Genomic DNA, 16798 nt, shown 5'->3' on the forward strand with positions numbered 1-16798 from the left:
CGGGCAGCGTGTCGTCCAGACCTCGTCAACGGGCCGGCAGCAGGTCCGGATGGTCGGCCTCGTCGAGCAACTTGGTGGCGATATTGTCGATGGCCTGCTCGAGCAGCGCACGATCGGCCGGATCGGTGGCATCCCAGTCGGTGAGCTGCCCGGCGAGCCAGCGCTTCCACGCCCCGCGCACCCGATCCACTTCGGCCACACCCTTGTCGGTGAGCGTCAGCTCGTTGCCTTCACGCAGCAGCAGCCCGTCCCGTTCGGCCTTGTCGTAGACCGGGCCGATCAATTCCGCTGGGATCCAATGGGTTCGGGCGATGTCGTCGAGAGTCGCGGTGCCGCGCAAGCGGTTGTACATCCGGACCTGCCCGAGCGCCCATGCTTCGTCGCGGCCCAGTGAACTGCCCGCCGCCGCAAGGATTCCCGGATCCGGCACCGCATTGTCGCGCTGCTTGCGCAGCACCCGGGCAATGGCACGTTCCAGCTGCATCAACCGGTCGCCGGAGTCCGGCATGGCGAATTGCTCACCCACATCGGTGGCCTCGGCCCGCACGCTGTCGCGCAGCTTGACCTGCTTCAAGAAGAACGCCACCACGAAGCCGAGCAGCGCCACCGGCACCACCCAGCGGAACAGGAAGTCGATGGAGTCCGCGTAAGCCTGCACGATCGGCGCGGCCTGCGCCTTGGGCAGGTCACGCAGGGCCGCCGGGTTCTGCGCCACCTGCGGCGGCACCCGCGATTCGATCAGGGCCGTTTCCAGGTGCGGGCGCAACTGATTGGAGTAGAGCGTGCCGAACACGGTGGTGCCGAACGCACTACCGATGGTCCGGAAGAACGTGACACCGGAGGTGGCGGTGCCCAGATCCGAGTACGGGACGCTGCTCTGCACCGCGATGGTCAATACCTGCATGGCCAGACCCACACCCAGACCGAGGATCAGCATGTACAGCGACATCAGCCAGAAACCGGTGTGCGGGCCCATGGTCGACATGAGGAACAGGCCCACCGCCATGATCGCGCAGCCCAGGATCGGGAAGATCTTGTAGTGCCCCGTCTTTCCGACGATATTGCCCGACAGGATGGAGGTGAAGAACAGGCCCACCACCAGCGGCAGCGTGCGCACCCCCGACGCGGTTGCCGAAACCCCCTCCACGTACTGCAGATACGCGGGCAGGTAGGTCATCGCGCCCAGCAGCGCGAAACCGACGATGAAGCTCAGGATCGAGCACACCGTGAACACATTGCTGCGGAACAGGTGCATGGGCAGCATGGGTTCGGCCGCGCGGAACTCCACGAACACGAAGCTCACCAGCGCCACTGCCGCGGCCCCGAAGAGGCCCAGGATCATCGAGGAGCCCCACGCGTATTCCTGTCCGCCCCATTCCAATCCGAGGATCAGGCAGGTGACGCCGATGGCCACCAGCGCGATGCCGAGGTAGTCGACGATCGGCTTGACGATGGACCGGGTCATCGGAATCGTGCGGGCCGCGACCACGATCATGACGACGGCGATCGGCACATTGACGTAGAAGCACCAGCGCCAGCTCAGATGGTCGGTGAACAAGCCCCCCAGGGTGGGTCCGATCACCGTGGTGACACCGAAGACCGCGCCCAGCGCGCCCTGATACTTGCCACGCTCACGCAGCGGGATCACATCGGCGATCAGGGCCATCGAGGTGACCATCAGCCCGCCCGCACCCAGACCTTGAATGGCACGCGCGAAGATCAGCAGCGTCATGCCGTGCGCGAGCCCGGCGACCATCGAGCCGATGATGAAGATCGCGCCGCTGAGCTGGAACACCAACTTGCGGCCGAACAGGTCGCCGAACTTGCCCGACAGCGCGGTGGCAATGGCCTCGGCCACCAGATACGAGGTAACCACCCAGGCCATGTGCCCGGCACCGCCCAGATCCGCGACGATGGTCGGCAGGGCGGTGGAGACGATGGTGGAGTCGAGCGCCGACATGAGCATGCCGAGGGCGACGGTTCCGAAGACGACGTTTCTGCGGGCCCGGCTCAGCGGCTGCGGCGGGGCTGGCTTCTCGGCGGTGACGCTGGCACCGGTCATCGGCCCAGTATGTTGCGCTCACCAGCCGAGATACCGCAACGACACGGCTAACCGGTCATTCCTGACAGCCGACCGATCAGTTCGCCCGGACCGCGTAGTCGCCGAGCGCGGGCTCGAGAATCTCGAAGGCGGCGGCGACCCGCTCGGCCAGTACCACCGCAATGGCCTCGTTGGACTCCCTCGCCACCGTGCGGCGCTGCACCTCCTCGAACAGCGTCCGATGCACGCCACCCAGCAGGGCGGCTGCGACCCGTGCCGTGAAATCTTCTGCGGGAGCGGCGGTTTCCTCCGCCAAGACCGTGGCAAGCAGTCGTTCGCGCTCCTCGTGGAACTCCCGCATCCGCGCCACCAGGGCCGGACTGCCGGTGATCAGGGCGACGAAGTCCGGACCCGAGAAGCCCGCCAGCACGGCATCTTTCGCCGTGGCCCCCGCGAGGTACGCGCGGCGCAATGCGGCCAGCGCCGACTCCCCCGGCTGCCGCTCACGCACCGTATCCGCCGGACCCGCAACGAAGGCGTCGCGAATATCCAGCACCAGATCTTCCTTGCGCGGGAAGTAGTTCGTCACCGTCATCTTGGCGACCTCGGCGGCCACCGCGATCTCGGCGATGGTGACCGTGTCGTATCCGCGCTCCAGAAACAGCCGCGTCGCGGTGTCGGAGATGTTCTGCCGGGTCTGCAGCTTCTTGCGCTCACGCAGGCCCTGCGGAGCGCCGGTCGACGACGGTGTCATAAAATCATTATGATCATCTTTTTATGACAGTCACAAGTTTGAGCCGCGGAGCGCCGGGCTATCGCTAGAACTTACTCTGAAGTAAGGTCGAACAAACGACTCGAATTGTGAGGTCAACAGCCATGGCATGGAAGCCAAGCGAAATCACGGACCAGTCCGGGCGCACGTTCGTGATCACCGGGGCCAATGGCGGACTCGGCGAGCAGACCACCAAGGTGCTGGCGAGCAAGGGCGCGACGGTCATCATGGCCTGCCGCAATGCCGCCAAGGCCCAGGAGGTCGCCGACCGCATCGACGGTGACGTCCGCGTCGCGGCCCTGGACCTGGCCGACCTCGCCTCCGTGCGGCAGTTCGCCGAGAACACCGGCGAATTCGACGTCCTCATCAATAACGCCGGCCTGATGAACATTCCGTTCTCGCGCACCAAGGACGGCTTCGAAACCCAGTGGGGCGTCAACCATCTCGGGCATTTCGCGCTGACCGGGCTGCTGCTGGACAAGATCGGTGACCGCGTGGTCTCGCTGGCGTCGATCGCGCACAAGCAGACCCCGAAGCTGTACATCGACGACCTCAACTACGAGAACCGCCGCTACCAGCGCAATCTCGCCTACGCGCAGTCCAAGCTGTCGAACCTCATGTTCGGCCGCGAACTGCAGCACCGCCTGGAAGCCGCGGGCTCGACCAAGCGCTCCTACGCCGTGCACCCGGGCGTCTCGGCGACCGATCTGTTCGCCCGCACCGAAACCCCCCTCGACAAGATCTCCAAGCCGTTCATCCGCATCGTCGGCCAGTCGCCCTTCCACGCGGCCTACTCCTCGATGTTCGCGGCCACCTCCCCCGACGCCGACCCCAACATCTACTGGGGCCCGACCCGCTGGTTCGGCAGCCAGGGCCCGGTCGAGGCCTCGCCGTCGAGCAAGACCTCCCAGGACCGCGACCTCCAGCGCCGCCTGTGGGAAGAGTCCGAGCGTTTGACCGGCGTCACATACAAGTTCTGACCGCCCGTCTCCCACCTTTCACGAAGGTCCGCCGCACCTCTCGGTGCGGCGGACCTTCTATTACCCACCTACTACGCAGTGCGTAGTGCCCAGGTACCGTGGAGGTCGTGTCCGCTCCCCATCGCCGTCCGGCCCTGATTGTCTTCGTGGTCGTGGCCTTCCTGGCGTGCCTGGGATTGGGGTACTGGCAGTGGACCCGGTTCCAATCCGGTGGCGGCACCTATCAGAATCTCGGCTACGCATTGCAGTGGCCGTTGTTCGCAGGCTTCGTGATCTGGGCCTATGTCCGCTTCGTGCGCCTCGAGAAGGAAGCGGTGGAGGACGCCGCTCCGAATCCCGAGGTCGGCGAGTCCACGGCGGACAGCACGCCCAATGCTCGGCCGCGTCGACCGAAAGCGGCCGCGCCGCGCGAGATTCCGGCGGGCCTGCTACCTGAGCGCCCCAAGGCGGCCCGGGACGAAGATCCCGAACTCGCCGAATACAACAAATACCTGGCCGATCTGCATGCCCAGGACATGGACGACAAGGTCCGTGACGCGGGGCTGCACCACACCGAGAGGAGCGCCGGTTGAGCACCCGCGACAACTCCGCAGAAACCCCCGTCGCCGGTGAGACCACCACGCTGGCTCCCCGCCCGCTCGGTGCCGCGACGGCCGAGAAGATCCGCGGCGCGCTGACCCGCTACCGCGTGCTGGCCTACATCACCGGTGTCTGGCTGCTGGTGCTGTGCGGCGAGATGATCTACAAGTACGTCATTCTCGACGACAGCCACACCGCCCCGCACTGGCTGTTCTACATCGGCCAGGTGCACGGCATCTTCTACATGATCTACCTGGTCTTCACCATCGACCTGGGGATCAAGGCGCGCTGGCAGCCGCTCACCACCTTCCTGACCTGCCTGGCGGGCACGATTCCCTTCGCGTCCTTCTTCTTCGAGCACTACCGCACCCGCGAAGTGAAGGCCACCTTCGGCCTCTGACGCCGGACGAACGAAAAACGCCGGACGAACGAAAAACCGCGCCCCGCCGAGGAATCGGCGGGGCGCGGTCGTTTCCGGGGTTCCCTCAGCTCTCGGCCAATGCGGTCAGCGCCGGGAGGAGCTGCCGCAGGGCGCGGCCACGATGCGAGGCGGCGTCCTTCTCGGCGGGGGTGAGCTGGGCGGAGGAGACGTCGCCGCCGTCCGGGAAGAACAGCGGGTCGTAGCCGAAACCGCCGTCGCCCACCGGCTTTCGACCGATGACGCCGGGCCATTCGCCGCGCACGACCTCTTCGACACCGTCGGCCACCAGGGCGCAGGTCGAGACGAAGCGCGCGCCACGCCGCTCGTCGGGGACGTCGCCGAGCTGGGCCAGCAGCAGCGTGTTGTTGGCCTCGTCATTGCCGTGGGTGCCCGACCAGCGCGCCGACAGCACGCCCGGCATGCCGTTGAGGGCATCCACTTCCAGACCGGAATCGTCTGCGACGCACGGCAATCCGGTGGCGGCGAAACCGTCACGGGCCTTGGCGAGCGCATTACCCTCGAAGTCCGGTGCGGTCTCGGGGGCCTCCGGATACTCCGGCACGTCGTTCAGGCCGACGATCTCGATGCCCGCGACACCGGCCTCATCCAGGATGCGGCGCAACTCGTTGAGCTTCTTGGCATTGCGGCTGGCGACCAGGACGCGACGGGTCATCGCTTCTTGGATTCCTCGGGCTCCGGCAGCACGCCCGGGTACGGCAGCGCCAGGGCTTCCTTCTGCACCACGAACAGCTGCTCGCAGCCCGCCAGCGCGGAATCGAGGAGCTTGTCGAGGGTGGAGCGCGGGAAGGTGGCGCCCTCGCCGGTGCCCTGGATCTCGACCAGGGTGCCGGTGTCGGTGGCGACCACGTTCATGTCGACCTCGGCGCGCGAATCCTCTTCGTACGGCAGGTCCAGGCGAACCCGGCCGTCGACGACGCCGACGCTCACCGCGGCGATGGCGCAGGAGATCGGTTGCGGGTCGGACAGTTTCCCGGCCGCGCCCAGGTAGGTGATGGCGTCCGAGAGCGCCACGTACGCGCCGGTGATGGCGGCGGTGCGGGTGCCGCCGTCGGCCTGCAGCACGTCGCAGTCCAGGGCGATGGTGTTCTCGCCGAGCGCGGCCAGGTCGATGCAGGCGCGCAGCGAACGGCCGATCAGCCGCGAGATCTCCTGGGTGCGGCCACCGACCTTGCCCTTCACCGACTCTCGGCCCGAGCGGGTGTGGGTGGCGGCGGGCAGCATCGCGTATTCGGCCGTCAGCCAGCCCAATCCGGAGTCGCGACGCCACGGCGGCACGCCGTCGGTGACGCTCGCGGTGCACATCACCCGCGTTCCACCGAACTCCACCAGCACCGACCCCGCCGGGTGCGAGGTGAAGCCCCGGGTGATCCGTACGTCGCGGAGTTCGTCATCCGCCCTGCCATCGGCTCGTTTCGACACGACGCACAGCGTAACGGGCGGCGAGCGGCCGCCGTCCGCGCCCCGCGCAACGACATCGGGGGCGCGGAATCAGCTCAGATGTCGAAGACCTCGCCGGGCGAGACCGCGTGCACCGGGCCGGAGAACACTGCCTTCGCTTCGGCGATGACGTCCTCGCGGGAAGTCCACGGCGGAATGTGGGTCAGCAGGAGTTCGCCGACACCCGCCTGGGCGGCGATCAGGCCCGCCTCGTGGCCCGACAGGTGGATGCCCGGCGGACGGTTGGCCGGGTCGTGGGTCCAGGACGCCTCGGAGAGCAGAACGTCTGCGCCGCTGGCCAACTCGAAGACCTCATCGCACAGGGCGGTGTCGCCGGTGTAGACGAAGGTGCGGCCCGCGGCGGTGTTGATGCGCAGGCCGTAGGACTCCGGCGGGTGGTACATGCGCCGCGCCTCGACGGTGTGGCCGGGACCGAAGGTGGTCGGCGTGCCCGGCTGCCACACCCGCATGTCGATGACGTCGGACCAGTCGTCGGTCTCGCCGCCGATCTCGGCGGAGGCGTTGCCGATCCGCAGCGAGGTGTCGGTGGGGCCGTAGACGATGGCCTTACCCGTCGGCGGATTCGGGTGGTAGCGACGCCACACCAGCAGGCCCGGCAGATCCAGGCAGTGGTCGGCGTGCAGATGGGTGAGGAAGATGTCGACCTCACCCGGATCGAGGTACCGCTGCAGCGCGCCCAGCACGCCGGGACCGAAATCGATGACGGTCGGTGTCATATCCGGGCCGGTCAGCAAGTAACCCGAGGCCGGAGAATCCGGGCCGGACACGCTGCCCGAGCACCCGATCACGGTGAGGCGCATTCCCCCATGCTGCCACGCTGCATTCTCACTCAAAGGAGGGATCCCCCAAATCGCCGACCGCGTTCAGCGTCACCCCTGCGACGCGGTACGGCCGGCTTCAACCCCGCGACGATGACGACGTTCATTCCCAGAGAGTACCCACCCGGCAACCACTCCACCTATCGCCCCGAAAAGATGTCCTTGCCAAGAGATTTCCGGGTTGCCGGGCAGGACGCCCAACAGGATCGACCCGTAGAACACCAAAACCACCAGACCGACCACGATCTGCAGCACATTCCGCGAGAACCAGCCCCAGCAGATCACATAGGTGAGCCAGCCGAACACCAGCACCGAGGCCCCCACCGAAACACTGTGCGCGGGCGCGGTGAGCCACTGCCCGAGCCCCGCGATCACCCAGATGATGGCCGTGGCGGTCAGCCCCCGCCCGATCCCGGTCAGCAGGGCGAGCAGCCCGAGCACGATGACCGGCAGCGTGTTCCCGAACAGATGCCCCCAATTGGCATGCAGCACAGGCGCGAACAGAATCCCCGACAGCCCCGCCTCACTGCGCGGCTTCACCCCCGCATTGTCGAGCTCACCGTTGGTCGCGCTGTTGATCGCCTCGATCACATAGAGCAGCGCCGTGAATCCGAGCGTCAGCACAATAGCCCGCTGCCACAGCAGCTTCACCGCGGCATTCCCGCCCGCCCGCTCGACCCCGCCCGCCGGTTTCGCCAGCTGCCCTTGCAACCGCTTGATCCGATCCGGATCGAACGATCCCATCCCACTGCCGCCGCTCATAGCGAAACCTCCTAGGCGCGCCCCTGCCCCGAGCGTACCGCCGCCCCAACCCCGCCGCCTCGGGGAAATCCCCGACCCGGAGCATGTCAGCGCCCCGCCCGCCCCCCTTCATTCCCCGGAATCCACCGCGCGCGGCGAGATCCCGGCCGAAACGCCGCGCGCCCGCTGCGGTTATCGCAGCGGGCGCGAGATGTCCTGGCTCTGATCAAGCCCAGAGTTGGCCGTCGAGTTTTTCTTCGGCCTCTTCCAGGGTGCCGTCGTAGGCGCCCGTGGAGAGGTACTTCCAGCCGCCGTCGGCGACGACGAAGGCGATGTCGGCGCGGTGGCCGGCCTTTTGGGCCTTCTTGGCGACGCCGAGGGCGGCGTGCAGGATCGCGCCGGTGGAGATACCCGCGAAAATGCCCTCTTCCAGGACCAATTCGCGGGTGCGGCGGACCGCGTCGTAGGGGCCGACGGAGAAGCGGGAGGTGAGGACCGATTCGTCGTAGAGCTCGGGGATGAAGCCCTCGTCGAGATTGCGCAGGCCGTAGACGAGTTCGCCGTAGCGGGGTTCCGCGGCGACGATGTCGATATCGGCGACCTTCTCGCGCAGGAAACGGCCGGTGCCCATCAGGGTTCCGGTGGTGCCCAGGCCCGCCACGAAATGCGTGATCTCGGGCAGGTCCGCGAGGATCTCCGGGCCGGTCGTCTCGTAGTGCGCGAGCGCGTTGGCGGGATTGCCGTACTGGTAGAGCATCACCCAGTCCGGATGCTCGGCCGCGATCTGCTTGGCCAGCGCCACAGCCTGATTGGAGCCGCCCGCGGCCGGCGAGTCGATGATCTCGGCGCCGAACATGGTCAGCAGCTGACGGCGTTCCACCGAAGTGTTCTCCGGCATCACGCAGATCAGCTTGTAGCCCTTGAGCTTGGCGGCCATGGCCAGCGAGATGCCGGTATTGCCACTGGTGGGCTCGAGGATCGTGCAGCCCGGCGTGAGCCGCCGGTCGGCCTCGGCCGCCTCGATCATGCGCAGCGCCGGACGGTCCTTGATGGATCCGGTGGGATTGCGGTCCTCGAGCTTGGCCCACAGCCGCACATGATTCTCACCGTCCCACTGCGGGGAGAGCGTCTTCAGCCCGACCAGCGGGGTATTGCCGAGTGTCGCGATCAGCGACTCGTAGCGCGCCACGATCAGTCGAGATCCGCGGCGCACGAACCGCCGGCGACCGCCGGGAGGATGGTGACGGTGCCGCCGTCGGTGACCTCGGCGGCGAGCCCGCCGGAGAACCGCACGTCCTCGTCGTCGATGTAGATGTTCACGTAGCGATTGAGCTTGCCGTCCTTGAGCAGCTTCGCCTCGAGACCCGGGTAGTTGGATTCCAGATCGGCGATGACGGCGGCCAGGGTCGCGCCCTCGGCCTGAACTCGCTTCTGGTCCTTGGTGATCGGACGCATGATGGTCGGAATGGACACGGTGACCGACATGAGGGGGGACTCCTTGTTTATGCGGGGTAGGTGGCGACGATCTCGACGGGTTCCTCGGTGACGACGCCCTCGAGGATCCGGTAGCTGCGCAGTTCGTGTTCGTGCGGTTCGCGCGTGGACACCAGCACGTAGTGGGCGTTCGGCTCGGAGGCGAAGGAGATGTCGGTGCGGCTCGGATACGCCTCGGTCGCGGTGTGCGAGTGGTAGATGACCACCGGCTCCTCGTCGGCGGCATCCATCTCCCGCCACAGGCGCAGCTGCTCGGTCGAATCGAACTCGTAGAAGGTGGGCGAGCGCGCGGCATTCACCATGGGGATGAAGCGCTCGGGACGATCGGAACCCTCGGGACCGGCGATGACACCGCACGCCTCATCGGGGTGGTCGGCACGCGCGTGCGCGACTATCGCCTCCACGAGATCGGCCCTGATCACCAGCACAGTCGCATCCTTCCGCTCGACCCCGGCCGAACGGCCGAAACGCTGTCGTCAACAAGGTGACAATATGCGGCTATTCCCGGTGGAACCGGTCACACCCCGAACAGGTCGCGGTAGGCCGGAATGCCCGCCACCGAGGTCGCCGACAGGATCGCGTCCACGATCGCGCGCTCGACTACGACCGCGGCGGCGGTGCACAACTGGTCCAGAATCAGCAGATCCGCCGGAAAGGCCGGGGGCAGCGGGAAATTCGGCTGCTGTTCGGCGGTGCCGGTGGCCAGCGCGAAGATCGTGTCCCCGTCCAGCGGCGAATGCGCGGGCCGGATGGCCCGGGCCAAACCGTCGTGCGCGGTGGCGGCAAGCCGTTTACACGCGGCCGGATCCAGCGCGGCATCGGTGGCGACCACGCCGATGGTGGTGTTGAGCACGGTGCCCTTCACCGCCAGTGCGTTGGCGGCCGCCAACTGCTCCGCAGTGGCCGGGCCCAGCCCGAAGTATTCGGGGCCGTCGGTGCCCGCACCCCACGGGATTCCGGTGCGCGGGTCGAAGACCGAGCCCACCGGATTGGCGACGATCACCGCGCCGACGGTGATCCCGGCCGCCGGACCGTCGGTGAAACGCACACTGGCGCTACCGATTCCACCCTTGAGCGACCCCGCCCGCGCCCCGGTGCCCGCACCTACCGACCCGCGCGTGAAATCGGCGGCGGCGAATTCGGCGGCCATGAACCCCGCGTCCGCGTTCGGGCGAATGTCCCACGCCCCCACCGGAAGGTCGAAGATGACCGCCGCGGGCACGATCGGCACCACCCGGGAGGGATCGGCGGGATCCATCGGGATCCCCTCCTTGTGCTCCTCCAGCCAGCGCATCACCCCGTCGGCGGCGGCCAGACCGTAGGCGCTGCCGCCGGTGAGCAGGATCGCATTCGCCTGCCGCACAGTGTTTCCCGGATCCAGCAGGTCGGTCTCCCGGGTGCCGGGACCGCCGCCGCGCACGTCCACCGAGGCGACCGCGCCGCCGGGCACCCGCACCACCGTGCAGCCGGTGGCCGCACCCGCGCCGAGCGTGGCGTCCGAATCCAGCAGGTGATGATGGCCGACCAGTACCCCGGCTACATCGGTGATCGAATTACGTGGTCCCGCAACACTGTTCACAGCAGCTCCTCCTCGAGGTGACCACGGTACCGGTTAGGGCGCGAGCGCCTGGATCAGCGAATCCTGCATCCAGGTGAGCCAGTGGTAGACCTCGAGACTCGGCCCGCGCGGATCGTCCTCCGGGAAATGCTCGGGCGTGTCTGCGCCGATCTCCAGGGCCGTGCCCAGGGCCAGGCGCACATCGTTGAGCGCGTTGAGCCAGGCATCGGCCTGTTCGGGGCTGATGAGGATCTTGCCGCCCTGCGGCGGCAGGGTTTCCAGCACGACCAGCCCGGCGGCCACCTTGGTCTCGATGATCTCCGGCTCGTGCAGGCTGCGCAGCGCGCTGTTGAGGTCCGCGCGTTCGGCATCGGGGGATCCGGGTTCGGGGCGGTGGAAGTCCGGCAGCAGCCGGGCCAGCCGTGGATCATCGGGCGGGATGGTGTTGCCCAGCTGTAGCCCGGTGAGGGCGGCCAGTTCGTCCTCGGGCGCCGAGCGGGCGCGATCGGTGAGCAGTCCGGTCACCGCCCCAACCAGCGAACGCAAGATGTCCGCTTCGTGGGCGTCCATTTCCGAACGCAGTTTCAGCCCGCTCAGGGAGTTCTTCCTGCTCCACTTCCGCACGGGGTAACCGTAGTCGTCCCGTTCAGCTGTCACGTTGCATGGTGGCCCACAGCCCGGCGGCGTGCAGCCGTTGCACATCGTGTTCCATCTTGTCGCGCGACCCCGCGGACACCACGGCCTTGCCCTCGTTGTGCACCTTCAGCATGAGCTCGGTTGCCTTGCCTTTGCTGTAGCCGAAGAGCTTCTGGAAGATGTAGGTCACGTAATGCATGAGGTTGACCGGATCGTCCCAAACGACGGTGACCCACGGCCGATCCTCGGCCTCCAGAATTTCGGAGTATTCGATGGCTTCCGGTGTCGCCTGTGGAGCCGACAGTGTCACATTCATGCCGCCCGGACCGGCGGCATTCAGAACAACGTCGTGATTACACAGACCCATAACGTCCAGGGTACGACCTGACATCGTAGAAACAACAGCCCAGGCGACACGCCGTCCGGCCGGTCTCGAGTGATCTACACCCGGGCGTGGCGCGTGACCTGAAGACACGGCCCGACTGTGCTTAGAGTGGTCCTCGTGATGATCGCTGACGGACTGACCAGTACTGCGCTGCTCACCGACCAGTACGAGCTGACCATGCTGGCCGCGGCGCTGGCCGATGGTTCGGCCCAGCGGCAGTGCACCTTCGAGGTATTCGCCCGCAGATTGCCGAACGGCCGCCGGTACGGCGTGGTCGCCGGAACCGGGCGAGTGTTGGCCGCACTGCGCGAATTCCGTTTCGGCGAAACGGAACTCGCGGTCGCGGCCCGATTCCTGGATGACCGCACCCTGGAGTGGCTGCGCGGCTACCGCTTTCGCGGCGAGATCGACGGCTACCGCGAGGGCGAGCTGTACTTCCCCGGCTCCCCCATCCTCACCGTGCGCGGCAGCTTCGCCGAATGCGTCCTGCTGGAAACCCTCATCCTGTCCATCTACAACCACGACAGCGCCATCGCCGCCGCCGCGGCCCGCATGGTGAGCGCCGCCGGCGGCCGCCGCATGATCGAAATGGGTTCGCGCCGAACCCATGAGCTGGCCGCCCCCGCCAGTGCCCGCGCCGCCTACCTGGCCGGTTTCGACGCCACCTCCAATCTGGAGGCCGCCCGCAGCTTCGGTGTACCCAGCGCGGGCACCAGCGCGCACGCCTTCACGCTGCTGCACAGCGGGGCGGACGGTTCCCACGAGGCGGCGGCCTTCCGCAGCCAAGTGCAGGCGCTGGGCGTGGGCACCACGCTGCTGGTGGACACCTTCGACATCACCCGTGGCGTGGACACCGCCATCGAGGTTGCCGGGCCCGAATTGGGCGGCGTGCGCATCGATTCCGGCGATCTGGGCGTGCTGGCCCGGCAGGTGCGCGATCAACTGGACGCGCTCGGCGCGATCCGCACCCGCATCGTGGTGTCCGGGGATCTGGACGAGTACGCGATCGCGTCGCTGCGCGCCGAACCCGTCGACGTCTACGGCGTCGGCACCTCGCTGGTCACCGGATCCGGCGCACCGACCGCGGGCATGGTCTACAAGCTCGTCGAGGTGGAGGGCATCCCGGTGGCGAAGCGCAGCTCCCACAAGGAGTCTCGCGGCGGCACCAAGCGCGCGGTCCGGCTGGCCCGGCGCACCGGCACCATCGTCGAGGAAATCGTCTACCCCGCTTCCGCTTCCGGCCCCGACACCAACGGCTTCGAGCTACGCGAACTGCAAGTGCCGCTGGTGCGCGACGGCGAGGTGCTGACCGATCAGCCGACGCTGGCGCAGAGCCGGGAACTGGTGGCCAAGGGCTTGATCAGCCTGCCGTGGGAGGGCCTGAAACTGTCGGCGGGTGACCCGGCGATTCCGACGACGTTCCAGGGCTGATCCGCCGCTTCCACCAGTTGGTCACCGCGATCGACCCGGTGACCACCGTGATCAGCACCACCTTGCCGGCGGTGCCCAGCCATCCGAAGACATGCTCCAGCGCTGCGAACACCTTGACGTGGGCCAGGACGTGCGCGGTATTCCCCAGCCATTCCCAGCCGTCCAGCGACACCAGGGTCGCGACGAATGCCGCGATCGTGGTGCAGGCCAGTGCCCTCGGAAGCCATGCCCTCCGGAACATGACACGGTTCATTGCTCGGCCTCCCTACCGATGCGGATGCGCCGCCGGCAGTTATCGCCGGGCGGCGAACCGTCGCGTCAGCACGTACCAGAGCGCCGCGACGATCACCGCTGTTATCGCGGGAAGTACCGGATGGTGCAACGCGTAGCGGAACATCTCGCCCGCGGCCACGCGCCCGTCGATCAGCGCGCTGAGAGCGTTGGCAATGGAGAAGGCGACGAACAGCAGTACCGCCATGACGAGCGCACGCCTCATGAAATACCCCTGGACAGAGCAGTAATACCCGTGGACCGAGCTGTGCCGCGTGGACCGGCCGACAACCGGGCGGCACAATGCAATACGAGCGGTATGCCGCCGTGGTTCATCAGCAGATTCCGGGAGGTCAGCCCATGAGCCGAGTCCTGATCGTCGTCGATGTGCAGAACGATTTCTGCGAGGGTGGATCGCTGGCCGTCGCGGGCGGCGCGGCGGTGGCCGCGCGCATCACCGAATACCTGGACGTGTCCGACTACACCGCGATCGTCGCCACCCGGGACTTCCACATCGACCCGGGCGCGCACTTCTCCGCGACCCCCGATTACGTCGACACCTGGCCGCCGCACTGCCGCGTCGGCACCCCGGGAGCCGACTTCCACCCGGCCCTCGACACCGCGCCCATCCAGGAGATCTTCTCCAAAGGCGCTTACACCGCGGCCTATTCGGGCTTCGAGGGCACGGCCACCGACGGTGAGACCGCCCTCGGCGACTGGCTGCGCGCCCGCGACATCACCGCCGTCGATGTGTGCGGCATCGCCACCGACCACTGCGTCCGCGCCACCGCCCTGGATGCCCGGGCGGAAGGCTTCGACACCCGAGTCCTGCTCGGCCTCACCGCCGCCGTCTCCCCCACCACCCTCGCCACCGCGCTGGACAAACTCCGCGCCTCCGGTGTCGAACTCGCCGGGACGTTGGAGAAGTAACCGCCGCAGGGACAAACGCAAAGCCTGACCTCCGCGGCGGATCAACCCAGTGTTCGCGGCCCGTCTCGTTCTGGACTGAGTGGAGCGGGGGAGCGAAGCGGAGGAGCGGAGGGAGGGAAGAACGAGACCTCCGGGGCCGCGAACCGCGGCGGCGGAGCCGCCGCAAACAAACACTGTCAGCGCGGCGCAGTAATCTGGCCGCCGTGCCCGAACTGCCTCCCGTACCGAAGTTGCTGGCCACCGCTGTCGAGGCGTTGGGGGGTAAGGAACGTTCGGGTCAGCAGACGATGGCCGCCGCGGTAGCGCACTCGATCGACACCGGCGAGCATCTCGCCGTGCAGGCGGGGACGGGTACCGGTAAGTCGCTCGCGTACCTGGTGCCGAGCCTGCGGCATTCGGTGCGGACCGGACGGACGGTGGTGGTGTCGACGGCCACGATCGCCTTGCAGCGGCAGCTGGTGGATCGGGATCTACCGCGCTTGTCCGAGGCGTTGGCGCCGCAGCTGGGGCGGGTGGCGCAGTTCGCGATTCTCAAGGGGCGCAACAACTATCTGTGCCTCAACAAGATCAATAGCGCGATTCCGGAAGAGCCCGAGGCGGAACTGTTCGACGCCTTCGCGATCTCGAAACTGGGACGCGAGGTGCAGCGGCTCAACGAGTGGGTGTCCGACACCGAGACCGGGGATCGCGACGAGCTCACGCCGGGCGTGAGCGATCGAGCCTGGCGGCAGGTCAGCGTGAGTTCGCGCGAGTGCCTGGGCAAGTCGCGGTGCTCGTTCGGTCAGGACTGCTTCGCGGAGAAGGCGCGCGCGGAATCCGGGCAGGCCGATGTGGTGGTGACCAATCACGCGCTGCTGGCCATCGACGCCATCAGCGGTATCCAGGTGCTGCCCGAACACGACGTGGTGGTGATCGACGAGGCGCACGAACTGGTGGACCGGGTCACCGGCGTGGCCACCGCCGAACTGTCCACCGCCGCGATCAGCGCCGCGGCCAAGCGCTGCAGCAAGCTCATCGACGAGCGCGAGGTCGACCGGCTGGAGAACGCGGCCGAGGCCTGGCACGGTCTGCTCGACGATCTGAACCCCGGCCGCTGGGATCGCATGCCCGACGGCGCTGCCCCGGTGCTCGCCCTCATCCGAGACGCCGCCTGGAACGCGCGCACCGCGCTGGCCCCGCAGGGCGGCAGCTCGGCGGCGAGCGATCCGGAGGGTGCGGCGGCCCGCAATCAGGCGCTGGCCGCGGTCGAGGAGGTGCACGATGCCGCCGTGCGGGTGCTCACCACCTTCGAGGAGCCCGACCCGGCCGCACACCGCGATGTCATCTGGCTGGCGTCCGAGGAGGTGCGCAGCGTGCCGCGGCGCACCCTGCACATGGCGCCGCTGTCGGTGGGCGGCCTGCTGCGCAGCCGCCTGTTCGGCACGGCCACCGTGGTTTTGACCTCGGCCACCCTGCAGATCGGCGGCTCCTTCGACAATCTGGCGGTGACCTGGGGCCTGCCGCCGCGGTCGGCGGCGACCGTGGATCCGGCGCTGGCCACCGGCAAGGAAGCCCCGTCGGACGAGAAGGCCCTGCACTGGAATTCCGTCGACGTCGGTTCGCCGTTCGACCACGCCAAGTCCGGAATCCTGTACGTGGCAAAGCATCTGCCCGCGCCCGGGCGCGACGGGCTGCCGCAGGCGTACCTGGACGAGATCGAGCGGCTCATCACCGCGGCGGGCGGGCGCACGCTGGGCCTGTTCTCGTCCATGCGAGCGGCCAAGGCGGCCACCGAAATTCTGCGGGAGCGCCTCGATACGCCAATCCTGTGCCAGGGTGACGACGCCACCGGCGCACTCGTCCGCAAATTCGCGGACGACCCGGAAATCTCACTCTTCGGGACGCTTTCGCTGTGGCAGGGCGTCGATGTGCCGGGCCCGTCGCTGAGTCTGGTGATCCTGGACCGCATTCCGTTCCCGCGACCGGACGATCCGCTGCTGGTGGCGCGGCAACGTGCGGTGGAATCGCGTGGCGGGAATGGCTTTCTGTCGGTCGCCGCCAATCACGCGGCGCTGCTGCTAGCACAGGGAACGGGACGTTTGCTGCGCAGTGTGGATGATCGCGGAGTTATCGCAATTCTGGATTCGCGACTCGCCACGGCGCGCTACGGCGGTTATCTCCGAGCATCTTTGCCGCCCTATTGGGAAACGTCCGATCCCCAAGTTGTGACAAAAGCTCTCGAAAGACTGACAAATAGTGTCGCACAAATGAAATGACGTTTGTG

Annotated in this window: 20 protein-coding genes; 6 read left to right on the forward strand and 14 right to left on the reverse strand. The window is 67.6% G+C overall.

The genetic code is table 11. The features are described 5' to 3' along the window. Positions 1-25: 25 nt before the first annotated feature. Together ACFXHA_RS18630 and ACFXHA_RS18635 are read right to left on the reverse strand one after the other, a co-directional pair. Positions 26-2062, reverse strand: coding sequence for a DHA2 family efflux MFS transporter permease subunit (locus tag ACFXHA_RS18630; RefSeq protein ID WP_379358191.1), 2037 nt, complete (start codon positions 2060-2062; stop codon positions 26-28). 76 nt (positions 2063-2138) lie between these two features. Beyond that, entirely contained in the window at positions 2139-2795 is a 657-nt protein-coding gene (locus ACFXHA_RS18635; RefSeq protein WP_379358193.1) for a TetR/AcrR family transcriptional regulator, read from the reverse strand. A gap of 122 nt (positions 2796-2917) precedes the next feature. Between ACFXHA_RS18635 and ACFXHA_RS18640 the strand changes: the two genes are divergently transcribed. The 3 genes from ACFXHA_RS18640 (at position 2918) to ACFXHA_RS18650 (ending at position 4772) form a co-directional block, all read left to right on the forward strand. After that, positions 2918-3793, forward strand: a complete 876-nt coding sequence (locus tag ACFXHA_RS18640; protein ID WP_379358195.1) for an oxidoreductase — start codon at positions 2918-2920, stop codon at positions 3791-3793. Positions 3794-3891: 98 nt separating this feature from the next. Then, on the forward strand, positions 3892-4365 hold the full coding sequence (locus tag ACFXHA_RS18645; protein WP_379358197.1) for a transcriptional regulator: 474 nt from the start codon (positions 3892-3894) through the stop codon (positions 4363-4365). Further along, on the forward strand, positions 4362-4772 hold the full coding sequence (locus ACFXHA_RS18650) for a DUF3817 domain-containing protein (protein WP_379358199.1): 411 nt from the start codon (positions 4362-4364) through the stop codon (positions 4770-4772). Before ACFXHA_RS18645 ends, ACFXHA_RS18650 begins: the two co-directional genes overlap by 4 nt. A gap of 85 nt (positions 4773-4857) precedes the next feature. Here the strand turns inward: ACFXHA_RS18650 and ACFXHA_RS18655 are convergent, their stop codons facing one another. The 10 genes from ACFXHA_RS18655 to clpS form a co-directional block, all read right to left on the reverse strand. Further along, a complete protein-coding gene (locus ACFXHA_RS18655; RefSeq protein WP_379358201.1) occupies positions 4858-5466 on the reverse strand; it encodes a non-canonical purine NTP pyrophosphatase in 609 nt (202 codons plus the stop codon). After that, positions 5463-6233 (reverse strand): ribonuclease PH, encoded by a 771-nt coding sequence (gene rph / locus ACFXHA_RS18660; protein WP_379358203.1) that lies wholly within the window; start codon positions 6231-6233, stop codon positions 5463-5465. Before rph ends, ACFXHA_RS18655 begins: the two co-directional genes overlap by 4 nt. A gap of 74 nt (positions 6234-6307) precedes the next feature. Continuing rightward, positions 6308-7072, reverse strand: a complete 765-nt coding sequence (locus ACFXHA_RS18665; protein ID WP_379358205.1) for a cyclic nucleotide-degrading phosphodiesterase — start codon at positions 7070-7072, stop codon at positions 6308-6310. Between the two features lie 69 nt (positions 7073-7141). After that, complete coding sequence (locus ACFXHA_RS18670) at positions 7142-7834, reverse strand: rhomboid family intramembrane serine protease (RefSeq protein WP_379358334.1); 693 nt, start codon at positions 7832-7834, stop codon at positions 7142-7144. A gap of 223 nt (positions 7835-8057) precedes the next feature. After that, positions 8058-9020, reverse strand: a complete 963-nt coding sequence (locus ACFXHA_RS18675; protein WP_379358207.1) for a PLP-dependent cysteine synthase family protein — start codon at positions 9018-9020, stop codon at positions 8058-8060. 2 nt (positions 9021-9022) lie between these two features. Further along, entirely contained in the window at positions 9023-9316 is a 294-nt protein-coding gene (locus tag ACFXHA_RS18680) for a MoaD/ThiS family protein (protein WP_379358209.1), read from the reverse strand. A 17-nt stretch (positions 9317-9333) separates the two neighbouring features. Further along, positions 9334-9753, reverse strand: coding sequence for a Mov34/MPN/PAD-1 family protein (locus ACFXHA_RS18685; protein ID WP_379358211.1), 420 nt, complete (start codon positions 9751-9753; stop codon positions 9334-9336). A gap of 89 nt (positions 9754-9842) precedes the next feature. Then, positions 9843-10904, reverse strand: a complete 1062-nt coding sequence (locus ACFXHA_RS18690; protein WP_379358212.1) for a P1 family peptidase — start codon at positions 10902-10904, stop codon at positions 9843-9845. 33 nt (positions 10905-10937) lie between these two features. Continuing rightward, entirely contained in the window at positions 10938-11507 is a 570-nt protein-coding gene (locus tag ACFXHA_RS18695) for a DUF2017 domain-containing protein (RefSeq protein ID WP_379358214.1), read from the reverse strand. A 22-nt stretch (positions 11508-11529) separates the two neighbouring features. Continuing rightward, positions 11530-11835: an ATP-dependent Clp protease adapter ClpS gene (gene clpS / locus ACFXHA_RS18700; RefSeq protein ID WP_379358335.1), complete on the reverse strand. Its 306-nt coding sequence runs from the start codon at positions 11833-11835 to the stop codon at positions 11530-11532. A gap of 189 nt (positions 11836-12024) precedes the next feature. Between clpS and ACFXHA_RS18705 the strand changes: the two genes are divergently transcribed. Beyond that, a complete protein-coding gene (locus ACFXHA_RS18705; protein WP_379358337.1) occupies positions 12025-13335 on the forward strand; it encodes a nicotinate phosphoribosyltransferase in 1311 nt (436 codons plus the stop codon). Here ACFXHA_RS18705 and ACFXHA_RS18710 read toward each other — a convergent pair. Continuing rightward, positions 13265-13588 (reverse strand): hypothetical protein, encoded by a 324-nt coding sequence (locus ACFXHA_RS18710; protein ID WP_379358216.1) that lies wholly within the window; start codon positions 13586-13588, stop codon positions 13265-13267. The genes ACFXHA_RS18705 and ACFXHA_RS18710 overlap by 71 nt on opposite strands. 39 nt (positions 13589-13627) lie before the next feature. After that, complete coding sequence (locus tag ACFXHA_RS18715; protein WP_379358218.1) at positions 13628-13831, reverse strand: hypothetical protein; 204 nt, start codon at positions 13829-13831, stop codon at positions 13628-13630. A gap of 134 nt (positions 13832-13965) precedes the next feature. Between ACFXHA_RS18715 and ACFXHA_RS18720 the strand changes: the two genes are divergently transcribed. Together ACFXHA_RS18720 and ACFXHA_RS18725 are read left to right on the forward strand one after the other, a co-directional pair. Beyond that, positions 13966-14535, forward strand: coding sequence for an isochorismatase family protein (locus ACFXHA_RS18720; RefSeq protein ID WP_379358220.1), 570 nt, complete (start codon positions 13966-13968; stop codon positions 14533-14535). Between the two features lie 203 nt (positions 14536-14738). Continuing rightward, positions 14739-16790, forward strand: a complete 2052-nt coding sequence (locus tag ACFXHA_RS18725; RefSeq protein WP_379358222.1) for an ATP-dependent DNA helicase — start codon at positions 14739-14741, stop codon at positions 16788-16790. Positions 16791-16798: the final 8 nt, after the last annotated feature.

It is taken from the genome of Nocardia sp. NPDC059240, from assembly GCF_042753865.1.
Lineage (GTDB): Bacteria > Actinomycetota > Actinomycetes > Mycobacteriales > Mycobacteriaceae > Nocardia.

Excerpts from the sequence above, each read along its gene's own strand:
- ACFXHA_RS18630 (WP_379358191.1), bottom strand. The coding sequence starts at position 2,062 with ATGACCGGTGCCAGCGTCACCGCCGAGAAGCCAGCCCCGCCGCAGCCG.
- ACFXHA_RS18635 (WP_379358193.1), bottom strand. The coding sequence starts at position 2,795 with ATGACACCGTCGTCGACCGGCGCTCCGCAGGGCCTGCGTGAGCGCAAG.
- ACFXHA_RS18640 (WP_379358195.1), top strand. The coding sequence starts at position 2,918 with ATGGCATGGAAGCCAAGCGAAATCACGGACCAGTCCGGGCGCACGTTC.
- ACFXHA_RS18655 (WP_379358201.1), bottom strand. The coding sequence starts at position 5,466 with ATGACCCGTCGCGTCCTGGTCGCCAGCCGCAATGCCAAGAAGCTCAAC.
- ACFXHA_RS18665 (WP_379358205.1), bottom strand. The coding sequence starts at position 7,072 with ATGCGCCTCACCGTGATCGGGTGCTCGGGCAGCGTGTCCGGCCCGGAT.
- ACFXHA_RS18670 (WP_379358334.1), bottom strand. The coding sequence starts at position 7,834 with ATGGGATCGTTCGATCCGGATCGGATCAAGCGGTTGCAAGGGCAGCTG.
- ACFXHA_RS18680 (WP_379358209.1), bottom strand. The coding sequence starts at position 9,316 with ATGTCGGTCACCGTGTCCATTCCGACCATCATGCGTCCGATCACCAAG.
- clpS (WP_379358335.1), bottom strand. The coding sequence starts at position 11,835 with ATGAATGTGACACTGTCGGCTCCACAGGCGACACCGGAAGCCATCGAA.
- ACFXHA_RS18705 (WP_379358337.1), top strand. The coding sequence starts at position 12,025 with ATGATCGCTGACGGACTGACCAGTACTGCGCTGCTCACCGACCAGTAC.
- ACFXHA_RS18710 (WP_379358216.1), bottom strand. The coding sequence starts at position 13,588 with ATGAACCGTGTCATGTTCCGGAGGGCATGGCTTCCGAGGGCACTGGCC.
- ACFXHA_RS18715 (WP_379358218.1), bottom strand. The coding sequence starts at position 13,831 with ATGAGGCGTGCGCTCGTCATGGCGGTACTGCTGTTCGTCGCCTTCTCC.
- ACFXHA_RS18720 (WP_379358220.1), top strand. The coding sequence starts at position 13,966 with ATGAGCCGAGTCCTGATCGTCGTCGATGTGCAGAACGATTTCTGCGAG.